The following is a 15,907-nucleotide window of genomic DNA, read 5'->3' as shown; positions in this document are numbered from 1 at the left end:
ACGGCCGGGACGGTGGGTGGTGCGGCCGGACCGGCGACGGCCCGGAACGGTGGGTGGTGCGGCCGGGCTGGCGGCGGCCCGGGACGGTCTACGACCGGCGGCGGCGCCACCGGACGCGGAGCGACCCGGCGAGGCGGGACAGCAGGCCCTGCACGCCGCCGGGCGCGGCGATCATGACGACGATCAGCGTGCCGCCGAAGATCGCCAACGGCAGGTTGCCCTCCAGCCGCTGCGCCGCCGCCGGCGAGAGGGTGAACAGGTCGGTCAGGGTGTGCGTCAGGTCGGGCAGGGCGACCAGCAGGACGGCGCCCCACACCGCGCCGGCGAGCCGGCCGAGACCACCGATGACCACGGCCATCAGCAGGAACAGCGACAACGTCAGGCCGAACGCGCCCGGCGACACGCTCTGCGCGAGCATCGCGAGCAGGGCCCCGCCGAGCCCGGCACTGCCCGCGCTGACCACGAACGCGATCACCTGGGTACGGGCGACGTGGATCCCGGCCAGCCGGGCGGCGACCTCGTCGTCGCGTACCGCCCGGAAGGCACGGCCGTACCGGCTGCGGACCAGGTTGGCCAGCAGCACCAGGCAGAGCAGCGTCGCCGCGGTGACCACCCACAGCTGCCACCGCTCGTACGGGAAGTAGAAGCCCAGCGCCGCCGGTGCGGGGGCCACCGGCACCGCCAGGCCCTGCTCGCCGTTGAAGACACCGTCGAAGGTGACGGTCAGCGCCGGCACCACCACCGCCACCGCCAGGGTGAGCCCGGCCAGGTACGGCCCGCGTAGCCGGGCGGCGGCCACCCCGACGACCGCGCCGACCGCGACGGTGGCGAGCACCGCCGTGGCCAGCGACAGGACCAGCACCCCGCCGGCGGTGACGCCCCGGTCGGCGAAGGCGTTCTGGCAGAGCGCGACGGTATAGGCGCCGGTGGCCATCAGCGCGCCGTGCCCGAGCGAGAGTTGCCCGCACAGCCCGGTGAGCACGGTCAGCCCGGCGGTCGCGCAGAGGTAGGCGGCCACCGTGGCCAGCTGGAAGTTGCGGAACGAGTCGAGCTGATAGCTGATCGCCAGCACCACCACCCCGGCGACGGCCGCGACGGCGAGATGGCGCAGCAGGGTCGGCACCGTCCGGCCGGTGCGGGGCGACTCGGCGGCGGTGCGGCGGGCGGGCGCCGCCGCCCGGGTGGCGCTCACACCCGCCTCGCCGTGACCGGGGCGAACAGCCCGCCGGGGCGCAGCAGCAGCACCGCCAACAGCAGCGCCAGCACCGCGAGCGGGATGAGGTCGCCGCCGGCGTAGCCGCTGACGTAGGAGAGCAGCAGGCCGACGCCGAGGCCACCGACCACGGCGCCGGGCGGGCTGTCCAGCCCGCCGACCACCGCGGCGGTGAACGCGGAGACGAAGACCAGGTCCATCGCGTGCGGGTGCAGACCCAACTCGGTGGGGATGACCAGCATCCCGGCCAGCGCACCGACGCCGGAGGCCAGCGCCCAGCCGAGGGTGAGCATGCCGCTCACGTTCACCCCGAGCAGACGGGAGACCTCGGGAGCGAACGCCGCGGCGCGCATCCGCAACCCGATCGCGGTCCGGGTGAAGATCCAGACCAGCGCCGCACCGACCACGCCAACCGTGGCGAAGACGAACAGGTCGTACGGCGACAGCACGGCGAGCCCGCCAACCGTCAGCGCGGTACGGCTGAACGGGGTCTGCGCGGGCAGGTACTCGTTGCCGTACACCATGCCCAGGACGGCGTGGATCAGCAGGACCAGCCCGAGCGCGACGATCACCGGGTTGAGCGGGGACCGGTGGTCCACCAGCCGCATCACCGCGACGTCGACCACCGCGCCGAGCAGCAGCCCGGCGACCAGCGCGGCGACGAACCCCAGCCAGTACGAGCCGGTCGCGGCGGTGACGCTGTACGCCACGTACGCGGCGGCGACCGCCATCGCCCCCTGGGCGAAGTTGACGATCCGGCCGGCCCGCCAGATGAGCACAAGGGCCAGCGCGAACGCGGCGTAGACCGCGCCTCTCGACAGGCCGTCGAGGGTGAGGAAGAGGAAGCGGTCCAACGATCCTCCTTCCCGTCAGAATCCGAGGTAGGCGTGCCGCAGGTCGGCGTCGTCGCGCAGCCGGTCGGCCGGGGCGGCGAGGGCCACCCGGCCGAGGGACATCACGATGCCCTGGTCGGCGACGGCTAGTGCGCTGCGTACGTTCTGCTCGACCAGCAGCACGGTCAGCCCGGTGTCGTCGCGCAGCTGCCGCAGCAGGGCCATGGTCTGGGCCACCACGCGGGGTGCCAGGCCGAGCGACGGTTCGTCGAGCAGCAGCAGCCGGGGCCGGCTGACCAGGGCCCGGCCGAGGGCCAGCATCTGCCGTTCGCCTCCGGAAAGCTGGTGGCCGAGGTGGCGCCGGCGCCGGGCCAGCGGCTCGAAGAGCTGGTAGACCTCGTCGAGGGCGCGGACGCCGTCGGCCCGGTCCCGCCGCCACAGCGCGCCCAGCCGCAGGTTCTCCTCGACGGTGAGTTCGCCGATCACGCCGCGTCCCTCCGGGACGTGCGCCACGCCGCGGCGGACGAGCTGCTCCACCGGGGTGCCGCGCAGGTCACGCCCGTCGAGGAGGATCCGGCCGGCGGTGGGCCGCAGCATGCCGGACAGGGTGCGCAGCAGGGTGGTCTTGCCGGCCCCGTTGGCACCGATGACGGCGGCGATGGTGCCGGGGGCCACGGTCAGGTCGACCCCGTGCAGCACCGGCACCGGCCCGTAGCCGGCCGCCAGCGCCTCAGCGGTAAGCAGGTCACTCATGCCCGTGCCTCGCCGACGGTGGCGCCGAGGTAGGCGTCCACCACCGCCGGGTCCTCGCGGACCGCCTCGGGCGGCCCGGCGGCGACGACCCGCCCGAAGTCGAGCACCACGATCCGGTCGCAGACCGCCATGACCAGGTCCATGTGGTGTTCCACCAGCAGCACGGCGCACGGGTCGGCGGCCCGGCGCGGCAGCCCCCGGATCAGCTCCGCCAGCCCGGCCACGTCCTCGGCGCCCAGGCCGCCGGCCGGCTCGTCGAGCAGCAGCAGCCGGGGGCGGGCGGCCAACGCGCGGGCCAGGGCGACCCGCTGGCGTACGGCGAAGGGCAGCGTGCCGGGCGCGGCCTCGGCGTGCGCCGCGATGCCCAGCTCGTCGAGGACGTCGTGGGCGTGCCGGCGTAGCCGGCGTTCGTCGCGGTCGCTGCGGGGCAGGCCGAGCAGGGCCGGTAGCAGGCCGGTGCGGGCGGCGTGCGAGGCGCCGGCCATCACGTTCTCCAGCACGGTGAGCCCGGCGAACAGGCCGGTGCCCTGCAGCGTGCGGGCGATGCCCAGCCGGGTGAGCCGGTGTGGTCGTGGCCGCAGTGGCCGGCCGTCGAGGGTCAGCGAGCCGGTGTGCGGAGCGACGAAACCGCAGACGACGTTGAACAGGGTGGTCTTCCCGGCACCGTTGGGGCCGATCACGCCCACCACCTCACCCGGGGACACCCGCAGCGAGACGTCGTCGAGGGCGGTGAGGCCGCCGAAGCGGACGCCGATGTGGTGCAGCGCGAGACCGTCCTCCATCGCCCCTCCCCTCGGCCAAAGTTATTACACTGGGAGTGTACGTTTCTAATCAGCCCCGTCAAGACCTTCGATACCTGCTCGTTACCGACGCCCCGCCGGGGCGGGCAGGTCGACCAGCCGGGCCAGGGTGGCTCGGTGGCGGTCGGCGGTGCCGAAGGCGATGGCGCCGCTCTTGGCCCGCTTCAGGTACAGGTGCGCCGGGTGCTCCCAGGTGAAGCCGAGCCCGCCGTGCAACTGGACGCAGACCTCCGCGGCCCGCACCGCCACCGGGCCGCAGTACGCCTGCGCCAGCGCGGCCGCCAGCGGCGCCTCCGGATCCCCGGCGGCGAGGCGGTCGGCGGCGTGCCGGGCCACCGCCCGGGCCTGCGTGACCTCCACCCACAGGTCGGCCAGCCGGTGCTTGACCGCCTGGAACGAGCCCACCGGTCGGCCGAACTGGTGGCGGGCGCGCACGTGCGCGACAGTCGTGTCCAGACACCACTGGGCCAGGCCGACCTGTTCCGAGGCGAGCAGGGCCGCACCGGTGGTCAGCGCCGCCGACACCGCACGGCTCGCCGCCGCGCCGGCCGCGATCGGCCGGGCCGGAGCGCCGGTGAGCCCCACGTCCACCAGCGGACGGGTGGCGTCGAGCGACACCACGGGCGTCATCCGCACCCCGGGGCCGCCGGTATCGACGGCGTACAACCCGTCACCGGCGGGAACCAGCAGCACGTCGCAGCACAGCGCGTCGGCCACCCCGTCCACCACGCCATGCAGCACCGGAGCGGACCCGACCTCGGCCACCCGGGCCACCACACCGGGCAGCGCCGAGCCGGGCTCGGCGGTGACCGTCGGATCGGGATCTGGTGGCGGTGCGGTGGACAGGCCGACCGCCAGCGCCACGGTGCGCTCGCCGGTGGCCAGCTGGCCGAGCAGCTCGGTGTCGCCGCAGGCGAGCAGCGTCCGGGTGGCCACGGCGGCGCCCAGGAACGGCACCGGCGCGACCGCCCGGCCCAGTTCCTCCAGCACCACCGCGACCTCGCGGAAGCCGGCCCCGGCGCCGCCGTGCTCGGCGGGCACCGCTAGGCCGGTCACGCCGAGCTGGTCGACCAGCCGGGTCCACAGTGCCGCGTCGTACGGTTCGTCGCCGTCGAGCCGGGCGAGGGTCCGCTGCCACGGCGCGTGCGCCGCCAACAGCGCGCGAACGCTGTCCCGCAGCGCCTCCTCGTCTGCGCCGTAGAGCAGGTCGGTCATCGGTCCACCCGGGGTTCGGCGGGCAGGCCGAGCACCCGCTCGGCGATCACGGTGCGCAGGATCTCCGACGTCCCGCCCTCGATCGAGTTGCCCCGGGCCCGCAGGTAGCGGTAGGTGGCGGTACGGCCGAGCAGGTCCGGCTCCGTCGGGCGGCGCATCGCCCAGTCGTCGTGCCGCAGCCCCTGGGCACCGAGCAGTTCCACCTCCAGTCCGCTGATCCGCTGGTTCAGCTCGGCGAAGGAGAGCTTCACCGCCGAGCCCTCCGGGCCGGGCTGGCCGGCGGCGACGAGCTGGCGCAGCCGCAGCGCGGCCAACCGGGCGGCCTCGGCGCGTACCCAGGAGTGCAGGATCTCCTCGTGCAGCCCGGCGGTACGCAGCTCCGGCCGCTCCCGCCACAGGCGCGCCACCAGGCCGACCATCCCGCCCTCGCGGGGCAGCGGTCGCCCACCGATCGCGACGCGTTCGTTCATCAGCGTGGTGCGGGCCACCTGCCACCCCTGCCCCTCCGCGCCGACCCGCTGGGTGTCCGGCACCCGGACACCGGTCAGGAAGACCTCGTTGAACTCCGCCTCGCCGGTGAGCTGGCGCAGCGGCCGTACCTGCACGCCCGGCGTGGTCATGTCACAGACGAAGTAGGTGATGCCGTGGTGCTTGGGCACGGCCGGGTCGGTGCGGGCCAGCAGGATCGCCCAGCGCGCCTCGTGGGCCATCGACGTCCACACCTTCTGCCCGTCGACCACCCAGTCGTCGCCGTCGCGGGCCGCGCGGGTGCGCAGGCCGGCCAGGTCGGATCCGGCGTCCGGCTCGCTGAACAGCTGGCACCAGACCTCCTCGCCGGTCCACAGCGGGCGCAGCCAGCGCCGGCACTGCGCGTCGGTGCCGTGCCGCAGCAGGGTCGGCGCGGCCATGCCGAGCCCGATGCTGTTGCGCCGGGGGCGGTTGTCCGGCGCGCCGGCCTCGGCGAAGGCCGCGTCGACCACCGGTTGCAGGTGCGGTGGCGCGGCCAGCCCGCCGAGTCCGGCCGGATAGTGCACCCAGGCCAGCCCGGCGTCGAACCGGGCGCGCAGGAAGCCGACCCGGTCACCGCCCGGGTCGTGCGTACGCAGGAACGCGGCGACCAGCCCCCGCAGCCGGTCGGCGGTGTGGTCGGACACTCGCCACCTCCGAAATATTTGCACTGTAAATGCAATCTAGTGCCGACGGCCGGTGGGACGGAAGACCGGCGGCCGGACGGTCCGGGGCGGTCGCCGCGGCGACCGCCCCGGGGCACGTCAGTGCGGGCAGGTGTTGCGGTACTCCTCGATGGCCAGGCCGCTCGGGCCCGGGCAGAGGAACTGCTCGTAGCGGGTGTCGTCGTCGACGAACCGCTTCAACCAGGACACCATCTGCTTCGCGGTGGGCGTGTTGACCGACTGCGGGAAGAAGTGGCTCGCGTTGTTGAGCTCCAGGTACGCCTTCTCCGCGGAGGCCGGGATGCTGTTGTAGAACGGCTCGGAGTGCGAGGAGACCGGGGCGACGGTGTCGCTCTCGCCGCCGATGATCAGCGTCGGGACCCGCAGGTTCGACCAGTTCTTGGTCAGGTTCCACGGCGCGAGCGGCACGGCCGCCTGCAACGACGGCCGGCTGGCGGCGGCCTCCAGACTGCCCCCGCCGCCCATCGAGTGGCCCGCCACGGCGAGCCGACTGCCGTCGACCCGGCTGCGCACCGAACTACGCTCCACCAGGTAGTCCAGCGCGGCCAGCAACTGCCGGCCGCGGCTGGCCGGCTGGTCCAGTCGGCTGTTGGTCTCGATGCCGATGACCACGAAGCCGTGCGAGGCGATCCGCGGCCCCAGCCAGTCGATGCTCGACCAGGCGGCGGTGTAGCCGGGCGAGATGGCCACCGCGCCGAAGGTGCCCTGGCTGGTGCTGGTCGGGTAGTAGATGACGCCGCCACCGAAGCCGCTGACCAGAGAGGAGACGTTCAGCGAGGAGGTGGCGAACGGACCGCGGCTGGCCTCCAGGATCGCATGGGTCGGCGCGGGACCGCGCTCGTACGGGTTCGCCGCCTGAGCGGCGGACGAGGTGGCGACGACGCCGCCGGCGGCCAGGACGGCAGCCATCGCCAACCGGGCCACGAGGGATAGGGAACGGGGACGGGTGGTGGTGGATGATCGCACGTCGGATACTCCCTTGGGTCGGAGCTGTATCGACTGCGATCAGTGTTTGTGTTGCCTCGCCGGCACCGCATCGGCAAAATCACCAGTCACCCGGATCGAGGCGCGCGGGCAAGTGCCGTGAATGCCCGACGGACGGCCCCGACGGCTGCCAGGCTTGACACCGACGCGGGTGAGGTGGCGCTCGGCTGCCCGCCCGCCGGAGGAGGATCTCGTGGACGAAGGCCAGCGCAAGCAGCGCATCCGGGAGGCGTTCGACCGGTGGGCCGCCGGGACCGGAACCGTGTTCGACCTGCTGGCCACCGACGCGACCTGGACCGTGGTCGGCAACAGCGTGGTCGCCGGCACCTACCAGGGGCGGGACGACTTCTTCCGCCGGGCCCTCGAACCGTTCAACGCGCGGCTGTCCACTCCGGCCGCGCCCACCGTGCACGGCATCTACGCCGACGGCGATGTCGTCATCGCGTACTTCGACACCTCGTCCACGGCCCGCGACGGACAGCCGTACCACAACACGTACACCTGGTACCTGACCATGCCGGACCAGGAGATCGTCGATGTGGTCGCCTTCTTCGACAGCATTGCCTTCGACGACCTGTGGCAACGGGTCACGCCGGCCTGATCGAGGTCCGTCCGGGCGGACGCCGGCGGCGGACGAGCGGCGGTGGCACCGCCGTGACGGTCACCGCCGGCCCCGACAACTACGCCGCTGCCGCCGGCGGAGCCGAGAGACTCCGCCGGCGGCACCGGATGCCCACCGGTCGACCCGCCGCCGTCACGGCGGCCGGGCGACCTCAGCGGCTGGAGCAGAGGGTGCCGTTGAGCCGGAACGCGGTGGGCAGGACGTTCGGACCGCTGTACGCGCCGACGAAGCCCGCGCTCGTGCTGGCCCCGCCGTCGATCCGTCGGTTGTCGGCCGTGCTGGTGACCCTGACCGCGGTGCCGACCTGTTCCCAGTTCGCGCTCCAGCCGCTGCTCACCTGCTGCCAGGTCGTCGGCCAGGTCCAGGTCAGCGTCCAACCGTCGATCGGGCTCGCCGCGTTGTTGACGATGTCGACGGTGCCCACGTAGCCGTTGCCCCAGTCGGTGGTGTTGGTGAAACGGACGCTGCACGTGCTGCTGGCCGGGCTGCCGGTGGTGAAGGTGAGCGGCGGCGAAGCCCAGGAGACCCGACCCGCGGTGTCCCGGGTCAGCACGTTGACGGTGTACCTGCTGCCGGCGTTGAGGTTGCCGACCGTGAAGGTGGTGCCCGACGTCTCGCCGAGTTGCTCGCTGACCGCACCGTGCTGCCGATACACCTCGTACTTGGCGATCGGGCTGGCGCCCGGGGTGGCCGCCGGCCAGGAGATGGTCGCGGTCCGGTCGGTGACGCCGCCGGCGGTTGGCTGGCCGGGCGCACCGGGCTGGCCGGTCACCGCGGTGGCCGGGCGCACCACGAGCGTGGTCAGCGAATACGGCGGTAGCGTCCGGCTGGTCGCGCTGCCGCTCTGCCCGGTGGCGATGGAGGCGGCGCCGTTGGTGTGGGTGTAGACCCGCGGCGCGGCGGCGGACGGGGTGAAGCCGGCGTAGTCGATGGTGACCGGATGGGAGTTGTCCGGGTCCTTGTTCACCAGCAGCACCGCGACCTCCCCGTTGCTCCGTCGTACCGCGTGCGCGGTGACCAGCGGCTGATCCGATCCGGCGCGGATGAACTGGTCACCGGTCCGCGCGAAGACGCTCATCATGGACAGCCCGTGGTACGACGCGAACGGCGTGTTCAGTGGCGGCTCGCAGACCGATCCGTCGGAGGTGCAGGTGCCGCTGGAGAACATGCCGTAGTCGCCGTAGTCGGTCTGCCCAGCCACGGTGGAGACCGTGCCGATCCCGTTGCGTACGTTCCACCACTGCACGGTGAAGACGCCGTTGGCCAGCAGCCCGCTGTAGGCGTCGGCCAGGAACAGCGCGGCCGGCTGGCTGGTCATGCCACCGGAGGTGACGTTCAGCTCGGTGAGGCTGATCCCGATGCGCCCGGCGTTCGGTCCGGCGTACCGGGTGATCTGCTGCCGGAGCAGGTGGACCGCGTCGGTGATGTGGCTGGTCCGGGGCAGCGACTCGGCGGCGCTGCCGCCCGGGTACCAGTGCACGTCGACGAAGTCGATCTTCGGCCCGGCGATGGTGAGCACGGTCTGGTTCCAGGGGCCCGGATCGTTGCCGGCGGTCAGGCCGTCGGGCCAGTTCGCCGGCATGGTCAGCACCGCGCCGACCTTGATGGTGGGGTCGACGGCCTTCATCGCGTCGGCGTACTGGACCACCAGGTTCGCGTAGTAGGTCGCGCTCTTGTCCGGGTGGTGATCGGCCTCCCAGGCCGACCCGTAGTGGCCGTTGCCGTAGTTCTCGTTGCCGACCGTCCAGTACCGGGCGCCGTACTTCTTGGTCACGTTCGCGTACCGCACCCAGTCGGCGGCCTCGGCCGGCGTGCCGGTGCCGTAGTTCGCGATGATCATCGGCTGGGCGCCGGCCCGCCGGACGCCGGCCATGAAGGTGTCGAAGTCGGTGCCCGGGGCGACGTAGCCGCCGGGCGCGGTGTGGTCCCGCCAGTGGTAGATGTCGGCGTACGAGCCGCCCGGGTACCGCATCATCTGGACGCCGGCGGCGCGGAGCAGGTCCGACGTCTCGACGGTGCCCAGCTGTGAGTCCCAGATGGCGTGGTTGACGCCGAGCGCGGTGTCGGGCACGGTGGCCAGCCCGGCCCGGGTGTTCACGGTCACGGTCACCGGCGCGGTCGCCGCGCTGACGCTCGGCTGGTGGATCCCGACCAGCGCACCCGTGGCGAGCAGCAGGCTCGCCACGAGTGCCGCGCGGCCGGGTCGGGACAGCCGTGGCGCCGGGATCAGGCGTCGACGACCGGATGTGCTCGGATCTCTCATGGTTGTTCCTTCGTTGATCGCGGCGGAGTTTCGCCCGGCCCGGGTCCCGCGTGGCGGGACCTCGGCGGCGGAAGGAGGGGCACCCGGACGACTCAGGCCACCTGCCGTCGTCCTCCGGGGTCCGTGACGGCCCCGGCTGCCCATCGGGCGACGGTTACTCGCGCGCGCGACAACGCATCGAGGCACAAGAATCCCACAGTGCCCGGGATGACTCAACGGCGTGTTCCCTCGCCGACGACAAATAGTAAGGTTTGTGAACAGTCGATGATACGATGATGTCCGTCGATGCCCAGTCCGGCCGTCGACTCCCCGCTCCCCCTTCGGAAGGAGTGATCACATGTCGAGATTGCGCGCCCTGGCCGCGCTCACGGCGCTGACCCTCACCGGCGCACTGCTGGCGATCATCCCGTCGACCGCCGCGTCCGCCGCCGCCTGCGCGACCGCGTGGCAGTCCTCGGCCGTCTACACCGGAGGCATGCAGGTCTCCCACAACGGCCGCAACTACCAGGCGAAGTGGTGGACCCAGAACGAGGCCCCGCCGGGCAGCACCGGGGTCTGGCAGGATCTCGGCGCCTGCGGCGGCAGTAACCCGCCACCGTCGGGCGGCAGCTGCAACTATCCGAACTGGGTCGCCGGCACCTGGTACGTCGCCGGCAGCATCGTGCGTTACACCAACGGCCAGTACTACATCGCCGAGCACGACAATCCCGGCTACGACCCGATCATCAGCACCTGGTACTGGGACCCGTACACCTGCTCGGGCACGCCGCCCACCAGCAACCCGCCGAACCCCGGCGGCTTCGTGGTCAGCGAGGCCCAGTTCAACCAGATGTTCCCGGGCCGGAACTCCTTCTACACGTACTCCGGCCTGGTCGCCGCGCTCGGCGCCTACCCGGCGTTCGCCCGTACCGGTAGCGCCACCGTGCAGCGGCAGGAGGCCGCGGCGTTCCTGGCGAACGTGTACCACGAGACGGGCGGCCTGGTGCACATCGTGGAGCAGAACACGGCCAACTACCCGCACTACTGCGACTACGGCCAGCCGTACGGCTGCCCGGCCGGGCAGGCCGCCTACTACGGGCGCGGGCCGATCCAGCTGAGCTGGAACTTCAACTACAACGCGGCCGGCAACGCGCTCGGGCTGCCGCTGCTGACCAACCCGTGGCTGGTGCAGAACGACGCGGCCGTGGCCTGGAAGACCGCGATCTGGTACTGGATGACGCAGAACGGTCCCGGCACGATGACCGCGCACAGCGCGATGGTCAACGGCGCCGGCTTCGGCCAGACCATCCGCAGCATCAACGGCTCGATCGAGTGCAACGGCGGCAACCCCACCCAGGTGCAGAGCCGGGTCACCCGGTACCAGCAGTTCGTGGGCATCCTCGGGGTGCCCGCCGGAGCGAACCTCTACTGCTGAACCAGCGGTGCTGGCGCCGCCGCACGCCCCGGCGGCGCCAGACCGGTCAGCCCAGCTTCGGGGTGGCCCGGTCGATGATCGCCGCGAAGTCCACCCCGGCCGGCAGCGTGCCGTACGCGTGGCCCCGGTCGCCGCCGAGCCGGGAGGCGCAGAAGGCGTCGGCGACGGCCGGGTGCCCGTGACGCACCAGCAACGCCCCCTGCAACACCAGGGCCAACTGCTCGACCACCCGCCGGGCCCGCACCTCCAGGTCCGCGGGGTCGGACAGGGCGACCTGGAGCTGCCGTACCGCCGCGTCGAGTCGCGGGTCGGCGCCGGCCGCGGCGTCCACCTCGGCCCGGAACGCCGCCATCACCTCGGGCTGGCCGGCGAGCGAGCGCAGCACGTCCAGCGCGGCCACGTTGCCGGAACCCTCCCAGATGGAGTTCAGCGGCGACTCGCGGAACAGCCGCGGCATGCCGGACTCCTCGACGTAGCCGTTGCCGCCCAGGCACTCCAGGGCCTCGGCGGCGTGGCCGGGCCACCGCTTGCACACCCAGTACTTGCCGACGGCGAGGGCGATCCGTTTGAACCCGGTCTCGGCCGCGTCGCCCCGGGCGGACCGGTCGGTCGCCCCGGCCAGGCGCATCATGAGTACGGTCGCCGCCTCGGACTCCACGGCCAGGTCGGCCAGCACGTTGCGCATCAACGGCTGGTCGACGAGGTAGCGGCCGAAGGCGCGCCGGTGGGCGGCGTGATGCGCGGCGGTGGTCACGCCCTGGCGCATCCCGGCCGCCGCACCGATGACACAGTCGAGCCGGGTCAGGTTGACCATGTCGATGATGGTGCGTACGCCCCGGCCCTCGTCGCCGACCCGCCAGGCGACCGCGTCGTCGTACTCGACCTCGGCGGAGGCGTTGGAGCGGTTGCCGAGCTTGTTCTTCAGCCGCATCAACCGCATCGGGTTGCGGCTGCCGTCCGAGAGCACCCGCGGGACCAGGAAGCAGGTGAGCCCGCCCGGCGCCTGGGCGAGGGTGAGGAAGACGTCGCACATCGGCGCGGAGGTGAACCACTTGTGCCCGACGAGTCGGTAACTGCCGTCGGGCCGGGGGTGCGCGGCGGTGGTGTTGGCCCGTACGTCCGAGCCGCCCTGTTTCTCCGTCATCGACATGCCCGCCAGCAGCCCCTGCTTGGTCAGCGGCACCCGCAGCCCGAAGTCGTACGCCCGGGCGGTGAGCAGCGGCTCGTAACGCGCGGCGAGTTCCGGGGCGTGCCGCAGCGCCGGCACCGCCGCGTAGGTCATCGAGATCGGGCAGCCGTGGCCGGCGTCGGGACGCCAGGTGTAGAACTTGGCCGCCCGGGCCACGTGCGCACCGATCCGCTCGTCGGCCCACGGCGCCGCGTGCAGGCCGTGACCGACGGCGGTCCGCATCAGCTCGTGCCAGGCGGGGTGGAACTCCACCTCGTCGACGCGGTGACCGTAGCGGTCGTGGGTACGCAGCACCGGTGGGTGTTCGTTGGCCAGCCGGCCGTGCTCGGTGGCCTGCTCGCTGCCGGCCAGCCGGCCCAGTTCGTGCAGTTCGGGCGCGGCCCAGCCGGCACCCTCGCGGGCCAACCCGTCCAGCAGCGCCGGGTCGTCGGCGGTGTCGTGACCGACCAGCGGGGGGACCTGGTTGAACACCTCGTGTGTGGTCACGGCGACACTCCCAACGCGCGGTGGATGAAGGTGGTCAGGCCGCCGATGGTGTCCGGGCCGGCGACCCCGGCGGCCAGCGGGCCGACCATCGCCTCGGCCAGGGCGCCGACCACGGCGGTCGAGGTCAGCTCGGTATCCTGCGGCGGCAGCTCACCACTGGCCACGCCGGCCGCCACATAGCCGGCGATCAGCGTGGCGTGGGCGCGCCGGAAGATCAGCCGCTGCGCCTCGACCGCCGGGTCGACCGGCTCGGCGAGCAGTGCGTACGCCAGTCGTGGGGACTGCAGGGCCCGACCGGAGAAGGTCTCGACGACGGCCCGGAGCTTGGCGGCGGCGGTCGTCTCCCGGGCCGCGGCCCGGGAGACCGCGTCGACCTCACGCTGACTCGCGGTGCGGAAGACCTCGGCGAACAGGTCGGCCTTGGCGGGAAAGTGGCGGTAGACGCTGCCGGTGGCCACGCCGGCCCGCTCGGCAACGGCGGCGACCGAACAGCCGGCGTACCCGTGCTCGGCCAGGATCCCGACCGCGGCGGCCACGATCCGCTCCCGCGAGGCGGTCAACCTCGCCTTCACCCGCTCCGTGCTGCGGTAGGCCACAGAAGAATTGAACCATCATTCATTTCTTGCCGACAAGGCCGGCGCCAGGGTCACAACTCGTACGCCTCGGCGAGTTGCTTGCGCAGCGCCTCGACGTAGGGCTGCAACTCGGCGTCGACCGTCGCAGCCTCCCCGTCGGTCACCACGACCACGGCGTCCTGGTACGCCATGCCCGCGACCACCTGGTGCCGTCGTCCCGGTGCCGGGTGGCTGGCGAGCAACGATGCCTGTTGGCGGATGGTGAGCTGACGCAGCAGCGGGAGCTGCTGCGCGTGGTCCTCCCGGGTCGCGGCGACATCCCGTCGCCACATGTCCATGGCGGCGCCCGGCGTCCCGTTGGGCGCGATGAGGGGCGCCAGCACGGGCGACAGGGCCAGCAGGTCGATCATGCTCAGGGCGCCGGTGGTGCCGGCCGCCCGGGCCGCCATCGAGTCGGCCCGCACCTCCGCACGGCGCCCCTCCCACGCGTCGAGGGTGTTCATCGCGAGATGTACGACGGACAGCAGCCAGCTGAGCGCACCGGCGACCAGGCGCCAGATCGTGTACGACAGGGCGGCGAGCCCCTCCAGCCCCCGGTCGTGGGCGTCACCGCGTGCTGGCCTGATCACGGTGGACAACGCGCCGAAGAAGGTCCGAGCCGGCTGGGTCAGCAGGCGCCAACGGGAGTCCGCCCAGCGGAAGTGGCCGAGTTCATGGCCGATCAGCGCCACGAGTTCCTGCGGGCGAAGTGCCACGAGCAGCGGAATGCCCAGCACGAGAACCCGGGTCCGGCGGAGGCCGACGACTGCGGCGGCCGCGTTCCAGTCGCGGTCGAGCACGATGATGTCGGGCACGGGCGCGCCGACCGAGTCGGCGATCCGCGCGACCAGCCGGTGCAGCGCCGGCTGCCGCTGCCGGGTCAGCCGGTAGGCCCCCCGAGTGATCCGTCGGACGCTGCCCAGCCGGGGCCGCAACGCGTAGGCCACCCCGAGGAGCAGCAGGGGCAGGATGAGCGGCGTCCCGCCCCGGACCAGCAGCCACACCGCGGCGCCCAGGGCCCCGACGGGCAGGAGCACGAGTGCGACGGAAATCAGGCTGAGGACGAGGAACGCCGGGGTGGGCCGCGAACGGGTGGCGCTCTCCGTCACCGACGAACGGGCGAGCCGGCGGTCCGCCCGGAAGCCCGCGCGGCGGTCGAGACGCACGATGGACCGGACGAAGCGACCGTCACCGTGCGACGGGATGGTCGCGTCGAGGTTCCATTCGCACCGTCCGCACCACGGTGGCTGGCCGGCAACCTGCGCCAGGTCGGCGCTGGCGCATTCCGGGCACGAATCGGGCCGGGTTCCGGCCTGCGGCCGGTCATCGATGGCGGGCACAGGCGACAGTGTGATCATCATCGGTCGCCTGGTCAATGGAGATGCCGACGACCCCGCCGGCCGCCACCGCCGCCGCGCTGAGCCGCTCAGGTGAGCGGCTTGGCGAACCAGTGGTGGGCGTACGGGTTGGTGTTGTAGCGCGGGACCTCCTGGTAGCCCGCGCTGCGGTAGAGCCGCATCGCCTCGGTGAGGCTGCGGTTGGTGTCGAGCCGTACGCTGCCGGCGCCCGCGGCTGCGGCGTGCCGCTCCAATTCGTCCAGCAGCCGCCGGCCGACGCCGAGCCCGCGCACCGTCCCGGACACCCAGAGACGTTTGATCTCGGCCGGTTCGTCGGCCGGCAGCCGCACGGCGCCGCATCCCACCGCCTCGGTCGAGACGGTGGCGACCAGGAACAGCCCCGCCGGTGGGATCAGCTCGTTGTCCTCGACGCCGCTGCCGGCCGGATCGAAGCCGGCGTCGAAGCGCCCGGCGAGTTCCCGCGCGTACGCCCGCAGGCAGGCCCGGGCGCGCGGATCGCCCGGATGGCACGGGCCGATGGTGACCAGCGACGCCATGAGCAGCCGCTCCACCTCGGCCATGGCGCTGGTGAGCCGGGCACGCTGGCCGGCGGAGAGCGGCTCGAGCACCGACCAGGCCAGGTCGTCGGACCTGCCGTCGAGCAGGCCCCACTCGGCCCGGCCGGCGTCGGTGAGCCGGGCGGTCCGCACCCGTCCGTCGCCCTCGCCGGGGCCCACCGCGACGAGCCCCTCGCCCTCCAGCGTCCGCAACAGCCGGCTGAGGTAACCGGCGTCGAGGTCCAGCCGGGTCCGCAGGGCGGCGACCTCGGCGCCCGCCGGGCCGATCTCCCACAGCAGCCGGGACTGCGCCAGCGGCCGGTCCCGGGCGAGGTAGCTGTCGTCCAGTGCGCCGACGCGCTGGGTCACCGTGCGGTTGAAGCGTCGCACCACGTCGACCAGTCCACGATCCATGATGACTGACTATAGTCAGG

The 15,907-nt window shown here is 73.0% G+C and carries 14 protein-coding genes; 2 read left to right on the top strand and 12 right to left on the bottom strand.

What is annotated here, in order from left to right; genetic code table 11:
- Nucleotides 1-88: 88 nt before the first annotated feature.
- The 7 genes from C1I95_RS00830 to C1I95_RS00800 form a co-directional block, all read right to left on the bottom strand.
- The gene (locus C1I95_RS00830) at nt 89-1,192 is read right to left on the bottom strand and encodes a branched-chain amino acid ABC transporter permease (protein ID WP_111211785.1); all 1,104 of its coding nucleotides are present in this window, start codon (nt 1,190-1,192) and stop codon (nt 89-91) included.
- On the bottom strand, nt 1,189-2,067 hold the full coding sequence (locus C1I95_RS00825; RefSeq protein WP_111211784.1) for a branched-chain amino acid ABC transporter permease: 879 nt from the start codon (nt 2,065-2,067) through the stop codon (nt 1,189-1,191). The genes C1I95_RS00830 and C1I95_RS00825 overlap by 4 nt, the downstream gene beginning before the upstream one ends.
- A 15-nt stretch (nt 2,068-2,082) precedes the next feature.
- Nucleotides 2,083-2,799 (bottom strand): ABC transporter ATP-binding protein, encoded by a 717-nt coding sequence (locus C1I95_RS00820; RefSeq protein WP_111211783.1) that lies wholly within the window; start codon nt 2,797-2,799, stop codon nt 2,083-2,085.
- Nucleotides 2,796-3,581, bottom strand: coding sequence for an ABC transporter ATP-binding protein (locus C1I95_RS00815; RefSeq protein WP_111211782.1), 786 nt, complete (start codon nt 3,579-3,581; stop codon nt 2,796-2,798). Before C1I95_RS00815 ends, C1I95_RS00820 begins: the two co-directional genes overlap by 4 nt.
- A gap of 81 nt (nt 3,582-3,662) precedes the next feature.
- Nucleotides 3,663-4,814: an acyl-CoA dehydrogenase family protein gene (locus C1I95_RS00810; protein ID WP_111211781.1), complete on the bottom strand. Its 1,152-nt coding sequence runs from the start codon at nt 4,812-4,814 to the stop codon at nt 3,663-3,665.
- Nucleotides 4,811-5,968 (bottom strand): acyl-CoA dehydrogenase family protein, encoded by a 1,158-nt coding sequence (locus C1I95_RS00805; RefSeq protein WP_111211780.1) that lies wholly within the window; start codon nt 5,966-5,968, stop codon nt 4,811-4,813. Before C1I95_RS00805 ends, C1I95_RS00810 begins: the two co-directional genes overlap by 4 nt.
- A gap of 117 nt (nt 5,969-6,085) precedes the next feature.
- Entirely contained in the window at nt 6,086-6,916 is an 831-nt protein-coding gene (locus C1I95_RS00800; protein WP_111211813.1) for an alpha/beta hydrolase family protein, read from the bottom strand.
- 268 nt (nt 6,917-7,184) lie between these two features.
- Between C1I95_RS00800 and C1I95_RS00795 the strand changes: the two genes are divergently transcribed.
- Nucleotides 7,185-7,592: a nuclear transport factor 2 family protein gene (locus C1I95_RS00795; RefSeq protein ID WP_199523533.1), complete on the top strand. Its 408-nt coding sequence runs from the start codon at nt 7,185-7,187 to the stop codon at nt 7,590-7,592.
- A gap of 172 nt (nt 7,593-7,764) precedes the next feature.
- Here the strand turns inward: C1I95_RS00795 and C1I95_RS00790 are convergent, their stop codons facing one another.
- A complete protein-coding gene (locus C1I95_RS00790) occupies nt 7,765-9,876 on the bottom strand; it encodes a cellulose binding domain-containing protein (protein WP_111211778.1) in 2,112 nt (703 codons plus the stop codon).
- Nucleotides 9,877-10,213: 337 nt separating this feature from the next.
- Here C1I95_RS00790 and C1I95_RS00785 point away from each other — a divergent pair, with 337 nt between their 5' ends.
- Nucleotides 10,214-11,290, top strand: coding sequence for a glycoside hydrolase family 19 protein (locus C1I95_RS00785; RefSeq protein WP_111211777.1), 1,077 nt, complete (start codon nt 10,214-10,216; stop codon nt 11,288-11,290).
- 46 nt (nt 11,291-11,336) lie between these two features.
- On the opposite strand, the gene C1I95_RS00780 is transcribed toward C1I95_RS00785, so the two are convergent.
- From C1I95_RS00780 to C1I95_RS00765, 4 genes are all read right to left on the bottom strand, one after another.
- A complete protein-coding gene (locus C1I95_RS00780; protein ID WP_111211776.1) occupies nt 11,337-12,965 on the bottom strand; it encodes an isovaleryl-CoA dehydrogenase in 1,629 nt (542 codons plus the stop codon).
- Nucleotides 12,962-13,561 (bottom strand): TetR/AcrR family transcriptional regulator, encoded by a 600-nt coding sequence (locus C1I95_RS00775; protein WP_111211775.1) that lies wholly within the window; start codon nt 13,559-13,561, stop codon nt 12,962-12,964. The genes C1I95_RS00780 and C1I95_RS00775 overlap by 4 nt, the downstream gene beginning before the upstream one ends.
- 50 nt (nt 13,562-13,611) lie before the next feature.
- Nucleotides 13,612-14,919 carry a M48 family metallopeptidase gene (locus C1I95_RS00770; RefSeq protein WP_158566230.1) on the bottom strand — a complete coding sequence of 436 codons (1,308 nt, stop codon included), beginning with the start codon at nt 14,917-14,919 and terminating at the stop codon, nt 13,612-13,614.
- Between the two features lie 86 nt (nt 14,920-15,005).
- Nucleotides 15,006-15,887 carry a bifunctional helix-turn-helix transcriptional regulator/GNAT family N-acetyltransferase gene (locus C1I95_RS00765; RefSeq protein ID WP_111211773.1) on the bottom strand — a complete coding sequence of 294 codons (882 nt, stop codon included), beginning with the start codon at nt 15,885-15,887 and terminating at the stop codon, nt 15,006-15,008.
- Between the last annotated feature and the right edge of the window lie 20 nt (nt 15,888-15,907).

Source organism: Micromonospora craterilacus (assembly GCF_003236315.1).
GTDB classification, from domain to species: Bacteria; Actinomycetota; Actinomycetes; order Mycobacteriales; family Micromonosporaceae; genus Micromonospora; species Micromonospora craterilacus.
The sequence above is the reverse complement of the archived record's forward strand: the minus strand, read 5'-3'. Positions and strand labels throughout refer to the sequence as shown.